The sequence below is a fragment of the Williamsia sp. CHRR-6 genome (genome assembly GCF_018474015.1).
Lineage (GTDB): Bacteria > Actinomycetota > Actinomycetes > Mycobacteriales > Mycobacteriaceae > Williamsia_A.
In genome coordinates this window covers 57734-75293 of the sequence record NZ_JAHCSG010000003.1, presented here as the reverse complement: position 1 = coordinate 75293, position 17560 = coordinate 57734, and the positions used below count along the sequence as shown (strand labels likewise).

The window sequence follows — 17560 nt, the reverse complement described above, 5'->3', positions numbered from 1 at the left end:
CTCAGCGCTCGGTGTCGTCGGGGAGTTGCGCGAACGGCGGCGCCCCCACCCCGCGCACCACATGCCCGCCGAACGCATCCTGCGCGCTCATCGTCGCGTCGCCGGCACCGTGGGGGGTCTGGATCCGCACCGCGGTGCCCTCGGTGACCGGCGAATCGGTGGGGTCGGCCACGTCCGCCAACCCGCGGATCCGTCCCTGCCAGGTGTAGCGACCCGCGATCGGATCGAAATGCCCCACGAGCTGTACCGGGACCTGCACCGGGCGGCGTCCGGTCACCGTCACCGTTGCCGGACCCACGTACTCTCCGGCCCCCGCGTCCGGGTCGCAAGCGTCTGGGGAAGAAGCGTCCGGGTCGCAAGCGTGCGGGTCAGACGGGGTGGAAGCGTCCTCGCTCATGTCGGCCACCCTAGCCGCGGGCGGCGCGGCGCCGGCAGGTGTTGCGATCTCGGGCAGCGGATGATCCTGGCGGTTGAACTCGGCCACCGATCCACCCACCTGCGCGATGCCCACGAACGAGGTCCACACCAGCATCGTGAGGTGATCGATCAGCGACTCCTGGGTGATGCGCTGTTCGACCATCCACCAGTGGGTGGCCAGCTGCACACCGCCGACCAGCGCATACGACCACGTCTCGAAGCCGCTGGTGTCCAGGTCGCGCTCGCGCAGACGCTCGTTCATGGCGTATGCGACCACGGTGGCGATCAGCTTCTCGGAGTCGGCCAGCACCGCTGGGCTGGCGAATTGCGAGCTGGTGACGAAGGCGTAGACCTGCGGGTTCTCCGAGATGGTCTGCACGTAGGCGGCGATCACCGCGCGTGTCACGGTGAACTCGTCGACGTCATCGTGCAACGCCTCGGAGAGCCGGGGCAGCAGGATGGTCTCGATGAATCGGACCATCGCCGCCGTGCTGAGGTCGTTCTTGTCCGAGAAGTACCGGTAGAGAACGGTTTTCGACACTCCGATGTGGGTCGCGATCTCGTCCATGCCCACATCGGAGCCCAGCTCACGTACTGCGGTCAACGTCCCGTCCACCAGCTCGGTGCGCCGGTCCTCCTTGTGTTGACGCCACCGCGCCTTGCGGCCGTCGGTCTTGACGCCGGGGTCTGAGCCCACGCCGGCCACGCCACGCAAGGCCGACTCCAACGACTTGCTGGCATTGGCCGCGGCCAACACAGCCGCGCGGGCGGCAGCGGCGGTGGTGTCGCGGGCGGGCATCACCAGACACTATCGCCGCCACGTGAACAGCGGCGCGCGCAGACGCCCTCGACCGCGTTCGGTAAGACTGGTCGGGTGACTCGTACCCCGTTGTCTGACCGCAACCCACGCACCGCAGTGTCTGCGGTCGGGAACCCTGGGCCCTCGGTCGGGTTCGCCGTGCCCACGGCCGCCGACGCCGAGCGTCGATCGTCGCTGCGCCGGATGAAATACGTGGCCACCGGGATGCTGGTCGCAGCGGCGATCGTGTACCTGTTCACGCGGTGGCTGGAGAGTCGCGGCGATGCCGGCGCGTGGGTGCCCTTCGTGCGCGCCGCGGCCGAGGCCGGCATGGTGGGCGGCTTGGCCGACTGGTTCGCCGTGACCGCACTGTTCAAACAGCCTCTGGGACTGCCGATTCCGCACACCGCACTGATCCGTCGCAAGAAGGATCAGATCGGTGATCAGCTCGGTGGGTTCATCGAGGAGAACTTCATGACGCCGGCGGTCATCGAACATCAGGTGTCCAAGCTGCGGCTGCCCGGGCGGGTGTCGCATTGGCTGGCCGATCCAGCCAACGCCGATCGCATCTCGGCCGAGGCCTCGCGGATCATCAGCCTCGCCGGGGAGATGTTGCGCGACGAGGACATCGAACAGCTGATCATGGCCGGGGTGCAGTGGTTGGCGCGCCCGCAGTGGGGACCGCCGGCCGGGCGCATCCTCGAGCAGCTCATCGACGAAGACCGTCTCGAACCGGTGATCGCGCTGTTGTGTGACCGCGCCCATGAATGGTCGCTGGAGAGTCAACCGTTGATCGACCGGGTTATCGATCGTGACGGCCCCACGTGGGCACCCAAGTTCCTCACCGTGCTCGTCGGTGAGCGCATCCACCGTGAGCTCGTCGAGTTCACCTGGAAGGTCAAGACCGACCCCGAACACGAGGTCCGACGGGCGATGCGTGCATTCCTCGACACCTTCGCCGACGATCTGCAGCACGACGAGGCGACCATCGCCCGCTTCGAGTCGATCAAGGACGAGTTCCTCGGTCGCGACGAGGTGGCCGGTGCGGCGTCCACGGCGTGGAAGGCGGCCAAGGCGGTGCTGGAACAGGCCCTCGACGACCCGGACAGCTCGCTGCGTACCGGCCTGGCCGATGCGGTGATCACGGTGGCCACACGCATCGATTCTGATGAGGTGCTGCAGGCCAAGATGAACATGTGGACCGTGCGGGTGGCGCGTCACGTCGCCGACAACTACGCCGATGAGATCGTCTCGGTGATCACCGAGACCGTGCGCGCCTGGGACGCCGAGGACACCAGCCGCAAGATCGAACTGCAGGTGGGGCGCGACCTGCAGTTCATCCGGATCAACGGCACGGTGGTGGGCTCGCTGGCCGGCCTGGTCATCTACACCGTCTCGGTGTTGCTCTTCGGCGGCTGAGCATCGTGTGGTCGACGACCTGGCCTTTTGTGGTGTGCACCACATTTGACGTGCAGAGTTAGCAGACCGCTTGCATTAGCTAGCACCCCTGCCGATACTGGTCGCGAGACCTGAGGAGGGTGATCGATGGCCGAGTCCACCAGCTCACCGGACCGCGCGTCAGAGGCGTTGTCCGATGACGTTGCGGGGGTGGTCGCCGGAGTGGCGAACGCAGCCCAGGAGATCGGTACCGGTGTGGCCAGCGCCGCGCAGGACATCGGTGACTTCATCAGATCTCAGCGGATCGCCGCCGAGGTGTCGCTGCGTCAGTTGGCGGAGCGGGCCGGGGTCAGCAATCCGTACCTCAGCCAGATCGAACGGGGGCTGCGCAAGCCCTCCGCCGATGTGCTGGCGCAGATCGCCAAGGGTCTGCGTGTGTCGGCCGAAGTGCTCTACGTCCGGGCCGGCATTCTCGAACCCCGCGCGGCCAGTCCGGTGCGTGATGCGCTGCTGGCCGACTCGCAGATCAGTGAACGTCAGAAGCAGATGATGCTCGAGATCTACGAGACCTTCCGCAGGGAGAACAACGCTGCCGGGTCTTCCTCCAAGGAGTCTGGCTCGAGGACATCTGATCCACCCGGATCAGACGCCGAAGAGGTTGAGCCGTAAGCGGTTTGCCGAACCACGGTCGCGAGCACGCGATCGTTGCATCAACAGTTCACACACCGAGAGGGAAACAGATATGAGCAAGAACGATCGCGGGTTGGCCTCGCCGATCTACGCCGCTGTCGGAGTCACCGACCTCGCCCTGCAGCACGCGCAGGAGCTGCTCGGTCAGCTGCGTGAGGCCACCGAGACGGCGGCCGAGACCGCCCAGGCCCGTATCGAGGAGACCGTCGAGAAGATCAACGCTCTGCCCGAGGAGGTGCCCGCAGGCATCGAGGAGCTGCGGTCGAAGTTCACCTCCGAAGAACTGCGCAAGCTGGCCGAGGCCTACATCGAGGTGGCGACCAGCATCTACAACTCACTCGCTGAGCGTGGCGAGGAGGCCGTGGGCCGCCTGATCCAGACCCCCGAAGCGCAGGAGGCCGTCGAGGAGCTGGACGAGGCCTACAACGAGGCTGTCGACGTGACCCAGGAGACCCTGGGCACCATCTCTTCGCAGACCCGCGCGGTGGGCAAGAAGGCGGCCGAGCTGGCCAACTACGCCGCCGGTCAGATCGCCGGTGCCGCAGGCACTCTCGAGGCGAAGGCGCGTCGGTCCAAGGACTCGCCGGCCAAGGCCATCGCCGAGGTCAAGGACGCCACCGACCCCGCCAAGACCCCGGCCAAGAAGGCTCCGGCCGCGGTGAAGAAGGCTGTCGCCCCGGCCAAGAAGGCGCCGGCCAAGAAGGCGCCCGCGAAGAAGGCTCCGGCCAAGAAGGCCTGATCCACCCAGCAGTACACCTGTCGACCACCCCCGTTCGGGTCGCACCCGGGCGGGGGTGGTCTGTGTTCTAACGGGCCGATGGGACCGACCCGTTAGGCTCGTGGCGTGGCGATCATCAGCATCCTCGTATACGTGCTCTGGCTGGCCGGCGGTGCCGCGGCCCTGGCGGCCCTGGTGCATGCGGCCATCACCCGCCCCGACGCCTTTCCTGCGGTCGACCGACAGTCGAAGGTCATGTGGGTGTCCATCCTCGCGGTCGCCACCCTGCTCATCGGACTGACCGGGGTCATCTCGTTCTTCGGCATCTTCGGCGTGGTCGCGGTGCTGGTCTACATCGTCGATGTGCGCCCCCGTATCGACGCGATCCTCGGGCGCAAGTGGTTCCGTAAGGTCTGATCTTCCCGGCGGTCCGGTCGGGTGGGACGTCGGTTCACTGCGACGGCTGGGCCGAGGCGCACGTCGTACTCTCATTCCACTCAACACCAGCTCAGAACGGCCTTCATCGGTTCGTGACAATATGCGTTGGCACAAAAACCTTGACAACCACCGGTGTCATATCGCATCGTTTGTTGACACGTTCGTTGCCGACGAGGAGGCCGCTGTGGTCTTCGAAGGAGTGCCGAGATGACCATCGCCGCCGAACCGCTCACCCGTCTCGAGCGCGTGCAGGACCGCTCCGACGTGGCCCGCCGCTTGCTCGCCTCCTCGGCCCGCAAGTCTTATGACCCGTTGATCGAGGTCGACTGGGACGCCCCGATCGATCACTCCTACTACGGCATGACCCCGGAGTGGTGCTCGCTCTACGGCACCGACATGTGGGAGTCGATGACCACCGAGCAGCGCATCACGCTCACCGAGCACGAGGCGGCCAGCATCTCGGCCACCGGTATCTGGTTCGAGATCATCCTGATGCAGATGCTGATCCGCGATGCCTACAAGCAGGATCCGGCCTCGCCGCACTTCCAGTTCGCGCTCACCGAGATCGCCGACGAGTGCCGGCACTCGACGATGTTCGCCAAGGCGGCAACGTATTTCGGTATCCCCAACTACGAGCGGCCCAAGCTGATCAACTTCCTGGCGCGGCCGTTCAAGGCGTTGGCCTCGGGCACCCTGGCCTTCGGAGGCACGCTGGCCGCCGAAGAGATCCTCGACATGATGCAGCGGGACTTCATGAAAGACGACCGGGTGCAGCCGGTGACTCGCACCGTCAGCCGCATCCACGTGTTGGAGGAGGCGCGCCACATCCGCTTCGCCCGCGAGGAGACCGTGCGCGTGGCGGCCGAGATGAGCGCGTTCCGTCGGCACATGACGCGGATGCTGTTGGCGTTGACCGTCTACCTCGTGGTGGCCACGCTGGTGAACCCCCGCGTCTACGAGGCGGCCGGACTCGATCGCAAGGCCGCCAAGAAGGCCGCGCGCGCCAACGTCTACTACAACGATCGCAAGCGCAACGGGTGCGCCAAGACCATCGAGTTCCTCGACGAGTGTGGCCTGATCGGTGGCCCCGGCACCTGGCTGCTGCGGCGCGGCTCCATCATCTGAGCGTCGCAGCGGGCCCGCTCACCCGCACAGATAGACTCGGAGCGTGGCTGAATACCGGATCAACGAGCTCGCCGAGCAGTCGGGGGTGAGCGTGCGGAACATCCGGGTGTATCAGGACCGTGGGTTGTTGCCTCCGCCGAGGATCAAGGGTCGCACCGGGTGGTACTCCCAGGACCATCTCGTGCGACTCACCCTCATCTCGCGGCTGCTCGAGCGTGGCTACACCTTCGCCACGATCAGCGAACTGTTGCAGGCCGCGCACTACGGCATGAAGGTCGAGCACGTGCTGCACGGCGAGCCGCGCGGCGGTCGCTGGCGCACGTTCAAGCGGGCCGCCACCATCACCCTCACCGAGCTGCGGCGCACCCTCGGGGCCACCGACACCACCATCGCGTTGAGCCAGCGGCTGGGCTTGCTGGCCAAAGAAGGTGCGCAGTACGCGATCAAGCGCCCCGAGTTGTTGGAGGGCGCCGAGGTTCTGGTCAAGGCCGGCGTCGACCTGGAATCGCTGCTGCGACGCTGGGAGCGGGTGGAGTCCGACCTTGAAGACGTGGCCGACAGCTTCGTGTCCATCATCACCGACAAGTACTTCGTCGACGAGGGTGGACTGTTGGATCTCGAGGAGCGGGAGATGGCCAAGGTGGCCGAGCTGATCCAGACGGTGCGGCCGATGGCACACGAGATCGTGCAGACGGCATTCCGAAAAGCGTTGGACGAGAAGATCTCCGTCGCCATCGGGGAGGCCTCGCAGATCCTGGGCTCCGAGCGCGCCGACCTCTTCGGACCGCGCGAGACCGAGACACAGGATGTGACAGCAGGATTCGACCGTTCGAGTGCGCTCGACGAGAAGACAGAAGGATTCCGATGAGCTGGGTGCGACAGACGGTGACCGGGCTCGCGATCACCGGTGGCGTGGCGGCAGGCGGGGTGGCCCTCGGGGTGGGAACCACGCTGGGCGCCTTGGTGAAAGCGGCTACGTCGGCTCCCAGGCCGGTCGATGATGGACCCGACCCGCTGCTGCGGCGCCCGCCGTTGCCGGCGCATCGGGTGGATGTGCGCGGCGAGGACGGCACCCCGATCAACGTGTTGGCGTGGGGGCCGCCCGACGGCGACGTCCTGGTGTTCTCCCATGGCTGGACCTGCAGCACCAAACACTGGTGGGCGCAGGTGAATGCATTCGCCGATCGCTACCGGGTGGTCGCCTACGACCAGCGTGGCCACGGTGACACCCCGCTCGGGTCCACGCCATTGAGCACCACGCTGCTCGGATCAGATCTCGAGGCGGTGCTCTCGGCGGTGGTGCCCGACGGGCGGCGCGCACTGATCGCCGGTCACAGCATGGGCGGCATGTCGGTGATGGCATGGGCCAAGTGGCATCCCGACAGCGTGGCCCGATTCGCGCGTGCGGTGGTGCTCACCTCCACCGCGGCGGTGGAGGTGCTGCAGAACCTGGCCGTGGTGCCCGAGGAGTTGCCCCGATTCGCCGCACCGTTCGAGTTCGCGGTGGGTCGCCTCGTGGCCACCACGCCGCTGCCCATCCCGTCGACGCCGTTGTCGCCGAGGGTGGTTCAGTACATCGCGCTATGCGACAACGCCCGTAAGGCTCACGTCGAGTTCGTCGACGAGATGGTCACCGAATGCTCGGCGGTTGCGCGCGCCCGCTGGGGTGCGGCGATGCTGGACCTCGACGTGTGGCAGGGAGTGCTGAACCTCGCCGTCCCCACCGCGGTCGTGGTGGGGACCGAGGACAGGTTGACCCCGCAGGCGCACTCCGATGCGATCGCCGCCGAGCTGACCCGCACCGCCAACCTCACCGAATACCTGGTGCTGCCCGACACCGGCCACATGGCCAACATCGAACAGTCCGGCCCCTACAACCGGCTGCTCACCGATCTGCTCGAATCCACCAGCGACCGAGCCGAACTCATCACCACCTGACCGCCCACGCCCACCCGTCGACCGTGCCGAAATAGCGCGCCGACCGTGCCGAAATAGCGCGTCGACCGTGCCGAAATAGCGCGTCGACCGTGCCGAAATAGCGCGTCGACCGTGCCGAAATACGCTGTGCTGCCGCTGTTTCGGCACGATGGACGCCATTTTTCGGCACGGTCGATGTCTCGGTCAGTGGGTTGCCCGTCTGGGGTGGCGAGCTGTTTCCGGTGCCAGCTCGAATCAGGCTGACCCCGACCCCGTCGACCGTGCCGAAACAACCCGTCGACCGTGCCGAAAAGTCTTGTCGATAGTGCCGAAGTGCAGCCGTGACGCTCGTTTCGGCACGGTGGACGCCCACTTTCGGCACGGTCGACGCCCACTTTCGGCACGGTCGACGCCCACTTTCGGCACGTTCGACGGGTGCGTCAGGCGGGGAATCCGTCGAGGACCGCGCGCGAGCCGGACAGGCCTAGGCGGGTGGCGCCGGCGGCGATCAGTTCGGCGGCGAACTCGGCGGTGCGGATGCCGCCGGATGCCTTCACTCCGACGTGTGCGGGCACCGCCGCCCGCATGAGCGTCACCGCCTCCACGCTGGCGCCGCCGGCCGGATGAAAGCCGGTAGACGTTTTCACCAGTGTCGCACCGGCTTTCGCGGCCACCCGCGACACCTCGGTGACGGTGTCGGGGCCGGCCAGGGACAGCAGCGCCGCCGACTCGATGATCACCTTGAGCACCACCTCGGGTCCGATGGCTTCGCGCACGGTCAGCACGTCGCCGAACACCTCGTCGAACTTGCCGGCCACGGCGGCACCCACGTCGATCACCATGTCCACCTCCACCGCACCGGTGTCGACGGCCAACCGAGCCTCGGCCGCCTTCACCAACGAGTGGTGCTTGCCCGACGGGAATCCGGCCACCACACAGCTTTTCGCGGTCCCGGTGTCGATGGGCAGCATCGACGGTGACAGGCACACCGCGTACACCCCGAGGTCGATGGCCTCGGCCACGCACGCTTGCGCGTCGGCGCGGGTGGCTTCCGGCTTGAGCAGGGTGTGGTCGACCAACGCGGCTACGGCCGAGCGGGTCAGGGAACCGGTAGGAGCAGATGTCATGCCTACGAGGGTGACACACTCACTCGGCCGGTGTCCCCAGCGTCGCCGCCTCGGCGTCTCGGCGATCGAAGATGAACGCGTCTGCGGGGTCGCGCGGGCGCAGGAACAGCGCCCCGATCACCGATATGACCGCGGTGGCCACCAGATAGGTCGCAGCGCCCCAGGGACTGCCACCGCTGGAGTGGATGAGCGCGGTGAGGATCAGCGGAGTCAGACCCGAGGCGTACACCCCGGCGAAGTTGTAGATGAACGAGATGCCGGTGTAGCGGACCTCGGTCGGGTAGAGCAGCGCATACATGGTGCCCTGAGCCCCGTAGAACCACCCGTGGATGAGGCCGAACACGATGACCAAACCCACGGTGAACCAGACGATGTCGCCGGTGTTGAACAGCGCGAACACCGGGAAGACCGCCAGGCCGAACGCCGTGATCCCGCTGATGAAGATCCATTTCGGGGCGATCCGGTCGGCCATCAGGCCGGAGATCGGGATGACCGCGGCCATCACTGCGGTGGCCAGGGTGACCGACCACAGCACCGACACCTTGTCCATGGCCAGGGTGCCGGTGGCGTAGGTGATGGCGAAGACGCCCCAGGTGTTGAACGCCGCGCCCTCAGCCCACCGGGACAGCAGACCGAAGAAGGTCTGAGCGCCCAGTCGACGGTCGGCGAACAGGGCCCGGATCGGGGCGCGCGCCACGGCGGACTGGTTCTGCACCGCAGCGAACGCCGGCGTCTCGTCGACCACCAGACGCACCACGAAGCCCACGATCACCAGCAGCAGGCTCAGCCCGAAGGCGATGCGCCATCCAAACGCGAGGAAGTCGGCGCGGCTCAGCACCGTCTGCAGGGTGGCGAAAATGGCTGTGCCCAAACCCAACCCGAGGGCTAGGCCGATTTGGGGGATCGAGCCGAACAATCCGGTACGCCCGCGTGGGCCGTGTTCGACCGACATCAACACCGCACCGGCCCATTCGCCGCCGAGCGCGAAACCCTGGACGATGCGCAGCACCAGCAGCATGATCGGCGCGGCCACACCCACCTGCGCAGCGGTGGGCAGAACGGCCATCAGCGCAGTGGCCACACCCATCAACAGCATGGTCACCGCGAGGGTCTTCTTGCGGCCGATGCGGTCGCCGATGTGACCGAACACCAACCCGCCGATCGGTCGGACCAGGAAGCCGACGGCAAAGGTGGCCAGCGACAACATGGTTCCCACATATGAACTGGTGTCGGGGAAGAACAGTTTGTTGAACACCAGCGACGCCGCGGTGGCGTAGAGGAAGAAGTCGTACCACTCGATGGTGGTGCCCAGCAGGGCGGAGGCGACGATCACCCGCAGGCGGCGCCGCTCGAACGTCGGGTCGACAGTCACGTGGCCGCACGCTATGCACGCTGCGCCGACGGGTCGAGACTTCTACCCCCGCTGAACGAAACGTTCAGAAGTCGATCGCCCACGTCACACCACCCGGCGGTGCACCGTGCACCACGTCGTGAACACGTCGGTGCGCTGTGACCTTGGGCACAGGTGGCCGTGTGCACCACCGTGGTGGAGAGCCCGAACGACAGGAGATCGCAATGAGCACACCCACCCGCAAGGCCACCACCAGTAGGTCCTCGGCGGTCGATCATCTCGACATCGTCGTGATCGGCGCCGGCATCTCCGGCATCGGTGCAGCGCGCTACATCGCCACCGAACTTCCGTCCAAGACGTTCACCGTGCTCGAAGGCCGCAGCAACATCGGGGGCACCTGGGACCTGTTCCGTTACCCCGGTATTCGGTCGGACTCCGACCTGCACACCTTCGGCTACGAGTTCAAGGCGTGGAGGCACGAGTCCGCCATCGCCGACGCGCCGCTGATCCGCGAGTACCTCGCCGAGACCGTCGACGAGAACGCGCTGCGTTCCAAGATTCGCCTCAATCACAAGGTGGTGCACGCGTCCTGGTCCAGCGAGGACGCGCGCTGGACTCTCACCGTCGAGATCACCGATCCCGACACCGACGCCCGCCGTGAGAGCGTCATCACCGCCAATTGGGTCTTCGCCAGCACCGGCTACTACAACTACGAGCAGGGCTACCTACCTGAGTTCCCCGGCAGCGAGAAGTTCCAGGGCACCATCGTGCATCCGCAGCACTGGCCCGAAGGACTGGACTACGCGGACAAGAAGGTCGTCGTGATCGGCAGCGGCGCCACCGCGGTCACCATCGTGCCGTCGATGGCGCGCGGCGAGGGCGACCCGGCCAAGGCGGCAGCGCACGTGACGATGCTGCAGCGCACCCCGACCTACATCATGTCTCTTCCGCGTGTGGACGGCGTCGCGGTCAAGTTGACCAAGTACTTCGGTGAGCAGCGCGGATATGCGCTGACCCGATTCAAGAACGTCTGGACCGACTGGGCTGTCGTGCACGGTCTGCGTCGGTTCCCCAAGCTGGGCCGCAAGTTCCTGCGACGGGTCAACGCCAAGGCGCTGCCCGCCGGCTTCGAGGTGGACAAGCACTTCAACCCGCCGTACAACCCGTGGGATCAGCGCCTGTGCGTCGCCCCCGACGGTGACCTGTTCGCGGTGCTCAGCGACGGATCGGCGTCGGTGGTCACCGACACCATCGACACCTTCACCGAGAAGGGCATCCGGCTCTCCTCCGGTGAGGAGCTCGAGGCCGACATCATCGTCACCGCCACCGGGCTGAACCTGCGTCTGTTCGGCGGTATCGAACTCGACATCGACGGCCGACCCGTCGACGTCAGCGAGAGCATCTGCTACCGCGGCATGCTGCTCTCGGGAATCCCCAACTGGGCCATGGCCATCGGCTACACCACCTCGTCGTGGACGCTGAAGGTCTCGCTGATGTGCAAGTACTTTCTGAGCCTGGTCCAGCACATGGACGCGCACGGCTACGACACCGCGGTCGCCATCGCCGATCCCGGTATGCAGACGCGGCCGGTGATGGACATCAGCGCCGGCTACGCCCTGCGTGCGGCCGATCAGCTGCCCAAGCAGGGACAGACCAAGCCGTGGCGGATGGCCATGGGGTATCAGGAGGACGCCCGCCTGCTCAAGGGAGCCGTGGTGGACGAGAACCTGCATCTGAGCTCGAGTCGCGATCGGGTGCGCACCACCGTCGGAGCCGGCCGTGCATGAGCGGGCCGGGCACCACGAGGATCGCTTCCTCACCCTCTCGACCGGCATCCGACTGTGCTTCCGCGACAGCGCCGGCGACCATCGGTCCGGCTCGACATCGGACGCGGGCACCGAGACGGTCCTGCTGATCGGTGGTCTCGGTGAGGACCTGACCACCTGGTCGCAGAGCTACGTCAGCCGCCTGATCGCCGCGAACCATCGGGTGGTGCGCGCGGACAACCGCGACAGCGGCCGATCGACGTTTGCGAGCACCCGCCCACCCGCGTTGTGGCGGCAGGCGCTGGGGGTGGCGCGGTCGGATGCCTACACCCTTGCCGACATGGGCGCAGACCTCGTCGAGCTGCTCGACCTGCTCGACGTGGGCCGGGTGCATCTGATCGGCCGCTCGATGGGCGGGATGATCGCGCAGACCATCGCGCTGATGGCTCCACACCGGGTGGCGTCGTTGACGTCGGTGTACTCGACCACCGGCGCCAAGGACGTGGGGCGACCCGCGCTGTCGACGATGGCGCTGATGGCCGCACCGGCGCCGAGGACCCGGGTCGGGTTCGTCCGCAACCATCTGCGGATGACCGACCACCTCGCCGGCCGCGCGCATCCCATCGACGAGGTCGCCGAAGCGGCTCTGGCGGCGGGCATGTGGGACCGCTGCGGTGACGATCTCGCCGCCGGATCGGCGCGCCAGGTCGAGGCCATCTCCGCCTCGCCCGATCGCACCTCCGCCCTGCGTGGACTGCGCGTTCCCACCCTGGTGCTGCACGGTGACCGCGATCTGATCGTGCACCCCTCCGGGGGCCGTGCCACCGCCGATGCTGTGCCCGGCGCTCGGTTCGTCGAGTTGGTCGGCGCCGGGCACCACCTACCCGAATCGCTCGGCGACGAGTTCTTCGGCCATGTTCTTCCCCATCTGGAGGCCGCGTCCTCCCTCGCAACCCAGGAGTCGTCATGAGCAAAGTCGTGGAGTTCTCGGCCACCCGCCTTATCCCGGTGCCGCTGGAGGTGCTGTGGACCATCACGGGCAGCCCAGTGCGCAATGCCGAATGGGTCAACAATGTTCGCTCCGTGGACTTCCGGGCCGGCCCGGCGGAGGTGGGTGATCACTTCACCGAGCTCAGCGTGGTGATCGGGCCATGGACCTCCACCACCGAGTGGACCGTGGCGTCGGTGGAACCGAACCGCGAGCGGGTGTTCGTCGGGGGCGGGTTCCCCGGGGTCGGCCTGGTCCAGGCCTACACCCGCTTCGAGCCGCTGACCGACTCAGACGGCCGCGAACACACCAAGACCACCTACGGCTCGCAGCTGACGCTGCAGGTGGGCCCGCTGTCCCGGCTGTACGGTGCGGCGCTGCGCTCGATGGTGACCACAGAGTTCGCCACCTCGTTGGCCGAGTTGGAGAAGCTCGCCGTGCGTGAGCACCGGCTGAGCGCGAGCGCCTGACCCGCACACGACACCAGCAACGACCGAACAACGACCAGGAAAGGGACTGTCATGGACCAGATCAGCGCAGACGTGGTGGTCGTGGGAGCGGGGGTGAGTGGCCTGGTGGCGGCCGAACGGTTGGCGCGTTCGGGCTACGACGTGGTGGTGCTCGAGGGCCACGAACGGGTGGGCGGCCGCACGTTGAACGGCGAACTCGGCGGCACCACGGTGGATCTGGGTGCAGCCTTCGTCGGGCCGGCTCAGCACCGCGTCATCTCGATGCTCGACCGCTTCGGTCTGCAACTGCGGCCGGTCTACGACAAGGGCCGCAGCATCTCGGTGATCAACGGCCGCATGGGCACCTACCGTGGCACCATCCCCAAACTCAGGCCGCTGGAGATGCTCGACTACGGCCGGGTGGAACTCGCCTTTCGCAAGGTCATCAAGAAGACACGCGTGAGCGCGCCCTGGATGTCCGACGACGCGGAGAGCATCGACGGGATCTCACTGGGGGGATGGTTGGCCCGTCGGCGCGCGTCGACGACCACGCGGAAGCTGTTCGCGACCATCAGTCGCGTGTGTTACGGGGTGGAGCCCGAGGAGATCTCACTCATGCAGGCCGCCCGCTACTTTTCCGGCGCCGGCGGTCTGGACAAAGGCCTCGCAGTCGAGGGTGGCAGCCAGCAGGACGTGATCGTCGGTGGCTTCGGGTCGATCGCGCTGGCGCTGGCCCGTGAACTCGGCGGCCGGGTGCGTACACGACAGGTGGTGCGTCGCATCACCACCGACGCCGACGGCACGCTCGTCGAGACCGACGACATGGCGGTCCGCTGCTCGTTCGTCATCGTCGCCACCCAGGCCAACCAGCGCAAGGACATCGCGTTCCGACCTCAGCTGCCCGACAACCACCGGTTGCTCAGCCAGCGCTGGCGCCAGGGGGCGCTGACCAAGGCGATCGTCGCGTACCCGACGGCGTTCTGGCGGGAGGACGGGCTCTCGGGCAGTGTCGTCAACACCGACGGCCCGGTGTTCTTGGTGTTCGACGTCGGTGCCCAGGAGGGCCCGGGGGTGTTGATGTCGTTCGTCGACACCCGAAAGTTCGATCAGCTCGACGAGACCGCCCGTCGCGAGCTGGTGCTGAGCCAACTCGAGACGATGTTCGGGCCCCGGGCCCGGGTACCGCTGGACTACGTCGATCACCGGTGGGCCATGGAGGAGTTCGCGGCGGGTGCACCGTTTTCCATCGCACCACCGTTCGGACTCACCCAGCACGGCCGGTCGCTGCGTGAGCCGGTCGGTGTCATCCACTGGGCCGGTACCGACACCGGCGACGAGTACGTCGGGTATGTCGAGGGTGCCATCGCCGGCGGTGAGCGCGCCGCCGACGAGGTGCTCGAACGACTGTCCGCGGCGGCCGTGACCGCAGCGCGCGCGGGCGGCTGATCGGGGCCGGGCCCGCGCCACGCTAGTGGGGCTCGAACAATTCCAGGATCGACAGGGCGGCGGCGACCCGCACCGGGTCGTCGTCGACTCGGGTCGCCGACATCTCGTTGGCCCGCGCCAACCGTCGCTCCACGGTGTTGCGATGGGCATACATCTGCTGGGCCGCCTTGGACGCGGAGAACCCGCAACGGATGTAGGTGAGCACGGTGTCGCGTAGTTCACGGTCGGCAGCGGCGAGATCGCCGAGAGTTTCTCGCACCAGCGCCTCGGAGCTGGCTCGGTCGCGGGTGAGGGCGTCGACCAGCGCGAGGTCGGCATATGAGCCCGCGCGGTGGGGCGATCCGGTACGGGTGAGCACGTTGTGCGCGCTGACGGCATCGCGGTGGGTGGTGCGGAAACCCTCCAGACCCGATGCGGGCCGTCCGACGGTGACACGGACCCCGGGGTAGGGGCCGAGGTGGCGGACCAGGACCGGCAGACCGGGCAGGTCGGCCGTGGCGAACCACACCCACCGTGCCGCGGTGCTGGCCGTGGCCACCAGATGTCGCGGCGCCCCCACCGCGGCGGCCACAGCGTTGACGGCCGAGCTGAGATCGGCGCCGGCGCCGGTGATCCCGTCGTGCCAGACCACCGCACCGACGTGACTGCCGCCCAGCCGATAGCCCAGTCGGGCTTCGAGCATGGCCTCGCTCAGCGGTGCCTCAGCCATGATGAGGTCGATGGTGGCGAGCACTCTGGCCTCGGATGCGACATGCGTCGACTCGGCGAGGATGGCGTCCTGGATCGACCGGATCGACGCGTCGGCGAACAGCAGCATCGAGCGCAGCGACACGTCGAGTAGGTCCACGACGAGGTCGAGGTCGTTGCTCGCTCGGATGGCCACCTGCATCCAGCGGCGCCACGCCGCCGAGATCCCCTCACGCCAGGAGGCGGCGAGATCGAGCTCCAGCGACCGTCGTTGCAGGTCACGGGCGTACACCACCATCTGCTCGCCGACGAACGGCGCCACCGGCTCCCCGGGTCGGCTCACGTTCGAGGTGAGCCAGTGGATGACCTCGGCCTGCGCGAGGCCCGATTCCTCGGCCTGCAGGATCGGATCCTTCGACACTGCCGGGTTCTTCACCTCAGCTGACGACGCGGCGACGGTGACCACCAAGGCCGCCGAGTCCATCAGCAGCGTGCTCGCCACCTGCCGGAACAGCTCGGCCACCTCGGGCCGAAGTGCCGCTCCGAGCTGCGGTGTCGCCGGTGGGATCGCCTCGGCAGGCGTCGCGTCATCGGAGCTCGCCGTGGAGGTCACGACCGGTTGGGGATCGCCGGCACACCCATCATGAACCTCCCCTCGGCACCGCGACAACGCGTCGTGGTCCACATCGTAGGGGCCTGGCCAGTGCCGTGCCCCGGCATCGGCGGCCCCACCCCGGTGATCAGAACTGTTCGCGCACGGCTTCCTGTTCCAACAGCTCGTCGAGGTCTTTGAGTCGGTTCATCGTCGCGATCGAGCGGGCGGTGCGGTGATTGGCACCCAACATCTCCTGATGGCGATGGGTGAAGGCCCAGTACCCCGCGGTGAAGGGGCACGCGGTGGGGCCGACCCGCTTCTTCGGGTCGAAGGCACATCCCTTGCAGTGATCGCTCATGGTGTTGAGGTAGGCCCCACCGGAGGTGTACGGCTTGGTGGCCATCAGGCCTCCATCGGCGTGCTGGCTCATGCCGATCACGTTCACCGGCATCACCCACTCGAACCCGTCGACGAAGTTGGCGCGGAACCATTCGGTCAGCTCGGCCGGGTCGTAGCCGCGTTGCAGGGCGTGGCTGCCCAACACCATCAGCCGCGGGATGTGGTGCACCCACCCGCGGTCGCGCACCCCGGCCAACGCGTCGGACAGACATGCCGAGGTGACCGCGTCGGCGTCGAGGTCGCGGAACCAATCCGGAAGCGGCGTATGGGCATTCAACGAGTTGCGTGTCGTGTAGTCGGCTCCGTAATGCCAGTAGAGATGCCAGATGAACTCCCGCCACCCGATGATCTGGCGGATGAAACCCTCGGCCGAGGCCAGGGGGACGTCGCCGGCGCGGTAGGCGTCCTCGGCGGCGTGCACCACCTCGATCGGGTCGAGCAACGACAGGTTCAGCGGCACCGACAGCAGCGAATGGCTCATCGCCCAGTCGCCGCCCATGATCGCGTCTTCGTAGCGGCCGAACGTGGCCAGTCGGTGCTCGATGAACGTGCGCAGCGCCGCGTCGGCCTCGTCGGTGGTGACCGCGAACAGCCGTGGGCCGTCCACGCCGGAGAACTGCACATCCATCGCGTCGAGGTCGGCGCGTACCTGTTCGTCGATCTCGTCCTCGACTGGCCACCACGGTTCAGCAACGCCCAGAGTGGCTGTCTTGGGTGGTGATTCGCGGTTCTCGTGGTCGAGGTTCCATGTGCCGCCGGTCGGCTGCTCGCCGTCCATCAGCACACGCAACCGCTTGCGTTGCTCCCGGTAGAACGTCTCCAGCCGGAACTTCTCGCCGTCGCCGGCCCACGCGCTGAAATCGTTGCGCGACAACGCAAACGACGGGTTGGGCAGGATCTGTGACACCAGACCTTCGGCGGCCAGGCGCTGCACCAGCGCCAACGCGGGTCGAGTGGAGGGTTCGTGCACCACTACCGGGCGGCCGAGTTCTACCAACGCATCACGGTAACTCTCGGCCTGCCACAGGGCCGCGCGCTCGCCGAGTTCGGCGGCCAGGTGCCGCATCCCCGACAGCAGCAGGTGCGCCTTCTGGCGGTGGCCTGCGCGTCGGCGAAACGCCCCGGACGACTCGATCAGGACCACGTCGCGGTCGGCGTGCTCAGGGCCTGAATGGATGTGGGCGCCCAGTTGATCGCCGAACAGCCACAACGGATCTCGATCAGTCGTCACGACCTCCACCGTACCCAGG

General features: G+C 67.3%; 16 protein-coding genes. 11 read left to right on the top strand and 5 right to left on the bottom strand.

From position 1 onward, the window contains the following. Position 1: 1 nt before the first annotated feature. Positions 2 to 1216, bottom strand: coding sequence for a DUF4873 domain-containing protein (locus KIK15_RS09230; protein WP_214243932.1), 1215 nt, complete (start codon positions 1214 to 1216; stop codon positions 2 to 4). A gap of 204 nt (positions 1217 to 1420) precedes the next feature. Between KIK15_RS09230 and KIK15_RS09225 the strand changes: the two genes are divergently transcribed. The 7 genes from KIK15_RS09225 (at position 1421) to KIK15_RS09195 (ending at position 7523) form a co-directional block, all read left to right on the top strand. Then, positions 1421 to 2635, top strand: a complete 1215-nt coding sequence (locus KIK15_RS09225) for a DUF445 domain-containing protein (protein ID WP_214244526.1) — start codon at positions 1421 to 1423, stop codon at positions 2633 to 2635. 126 nt (positions 2636 to 2761) lie between these two features. Beyond that, positions 2762 to 3283, top strand: coding sequence for a helix-turn-helix domain-containing protein (locus tag KIK15_RS09220; protein WP_250324426.1), 522 nt, complete (start codon positions 2762 to 2764; stop codon positions 3281 to 3283). Between the two features lie 73 nt (positions 3284 to 3356). Continuing rightward, positions 3357 to 4043 (top strand): heparin-binding hemagglutinin, encoded by a 687-nt coding sequence (locus KIK15_RS09215; protein WP_214243931.1) that lies wholly within the window; start codon positions 3357 to 3359, stop codon positions 4041 to 4043. A 105-nt stretch (positions 4044 to 4148) separates the two neighbouring features. Then, positions 4149 to 4439 carry a DUF2516 family protein gene (locus KIK15_RS09210; RefSeq protein WP_374222840.1) on the top strand — a complete coding sequence of 97 codons (291 nt, stop codon included), beginning with the start codon at positions 4149 to 4151 and terminating at the stop codon, positions 4437 to 4439. 228 nt (positions 4440 to 4667) lie between these two features. Then, positions 4668 to 5585: a diiron oxygenase gene (locus KIK15_RS09205; RefSeq protein WP_214243930.1), complete on the top strand. Its 918-nt coding sequence runs from the start codon at positions 4668 to 4670 to the stop codon at positions 5583 to 5585. Between the two features lie 43 nt (positions 5586 to 5628). Then, the gene (locus KIK15_RS09200) at positions 5629 to 6453 is read left to right on the top strand and encodes a MerR family transcriptional regulator (protein ID WP_214243929.1); all 825 of its coding nucleotides are present in this window, start codon (positions 5629 to 5631) and stop codon (positions 6451 to 6453) included. Continuing rightward, positions 6450 to 7523 (top strand): alpha/beta fold hydrolase, encoded by a 1074-nt coding sequence (locus KIK15_RS09195; RefSeq protein ID WP_214243928.1) that lies wholly within the window; start codon positions 6450 to 6452, stop codon positions 7521 to 7523. The genes KIK15_RS09200 and KIK15_RS09195 overlap by 4 nt, the downstream gene beginning before the upstream one ends. Positions 7524 to 7942: 419 nt before the next feature. Here KIK15_RS09195 and deoC read toward each other — a convergent pair whose 3' ends face one another. Together deoC and KIK15_RS09185 are read right to left on the bottom strand one after the other, a co-directional pair. Then, positions 7943 to 8629, bottom strand: a complete 687-nt coding sequence (gene deoC, locus KIK15_RS09190; protein WP_214243927.1) for a deoxyribose-phosphate aldolase — start codon at positions 8627 to 8629, stop codon at positions 7943 to 7945. 19 nt (positions 8630 to 8648) lie between these two features. Next, complete coding sequence (locus tag KIK15_RS09185; RefSeq protein WP_307851807.1) at positions 8649 to 10001, bottom strand: MFS transporter; 1353 nt, start codon at positions 9999 to 10001, stop codon at positions 8649 to 8651. A 203-nt stretch (positions 10002 to 10204) separates the two neighbouring features. Here KIK15_RS09185 and KIK15_RS09180 point away from each other — a divergent pair, with 203 nt between their 5' ends. The 4 genes from KIK15_RS09180 to KIK15_RS09165 are packed head-to-tail and all read left to right on the top strand — an operon-like array spanning position 10205 to position 14629. Beyond that, positions 10205 to 11767 carry an NAD(P)/FAD-dependent oxidoreductase gene (locus KIK15_RS09180; protein WP_214243926.1) on the top strand — a complete coding sequence of 521 codons (1563 nt, stop codon included), beginning with the start codon at positions 10205 to 10207 and terminating at the stop codon, positions 11765 to 11767. Then, entirely contained in the window at positions 11760 to 12716 is a 957-nt protein-coding gene (locus KIK15_RS09175) for an alpha/beta fold hydrolase (protein ID WP_214243925.1), read from the top strand. The genes KIK15_RS09180 and KIK15_RS09175 overlap by 8 nt, the downstream gene beginning before the upstream one ends. Continuing rightward, positions 12713 to 13204 (top strand): SRPBCC family protein, encoded by a 492-nt coding sequence (locus KIK15_RS09170; RefSeq protein WP_214243924.1) that lies wholly within the window; start codon positions 12713 to 12715, stop codon positions 13202 to 13204. The genes KIK15_RS09175 and KIK15_RS09170 overlap by 4 nt, the downstream gene beginning before the upstream one ends. Before the next feature lie 51 nt (positions 13205 to 13255). Then, on the top strand, positions 13256 to 14629 hold the full coding sequence (locus tag KIK15_RS09165) for an FAD-dependent oxidoreductase (RefSeq protein ID WP_214243923.1): 1374 nt from the start codon (positions 13256 to 13258) through the stop codon (positions 14627 to 14629). Between the two features lie 22 nt (positions 14630 to 14651). Here the strand turns inward: KIK15_RS09165 and KIK15_RS18735 are convergent, their stop codons facing one another. Both KIK15_RS18735 and KIK15_RS09155 read right to left on the bottom strand, forming a co-directional pair. Beyond that, positions 14652 to 15929 carry a CdaR family transcriptional regulator gene (locus tag KIK15_RS18735; RefSeq protein ID WP_214243922.1) on the bottom strand — a complete coding sequence of 426 codons (1278 nt, stop codon included), beginning with the start codon at positions 15927 to 15929 and terminating at the stop codon, positions 14652 to 14654. A 127-nt stretch (positions 15930 to 16056) separates the two neighbouring features. Continuing rightward, positions 16057 to 17541, bottom strand: a complete 1485-nt coding sequence (locus KIK15_RS09155) for a cryptochrome/photolyase family protein (protein ID WP_214243921.1) — start codon at positions 17539 to 17541, stop codon at positions 16057 to 16059. Positions 17542 to 17560: the final 19 nt, after the last annotated feature.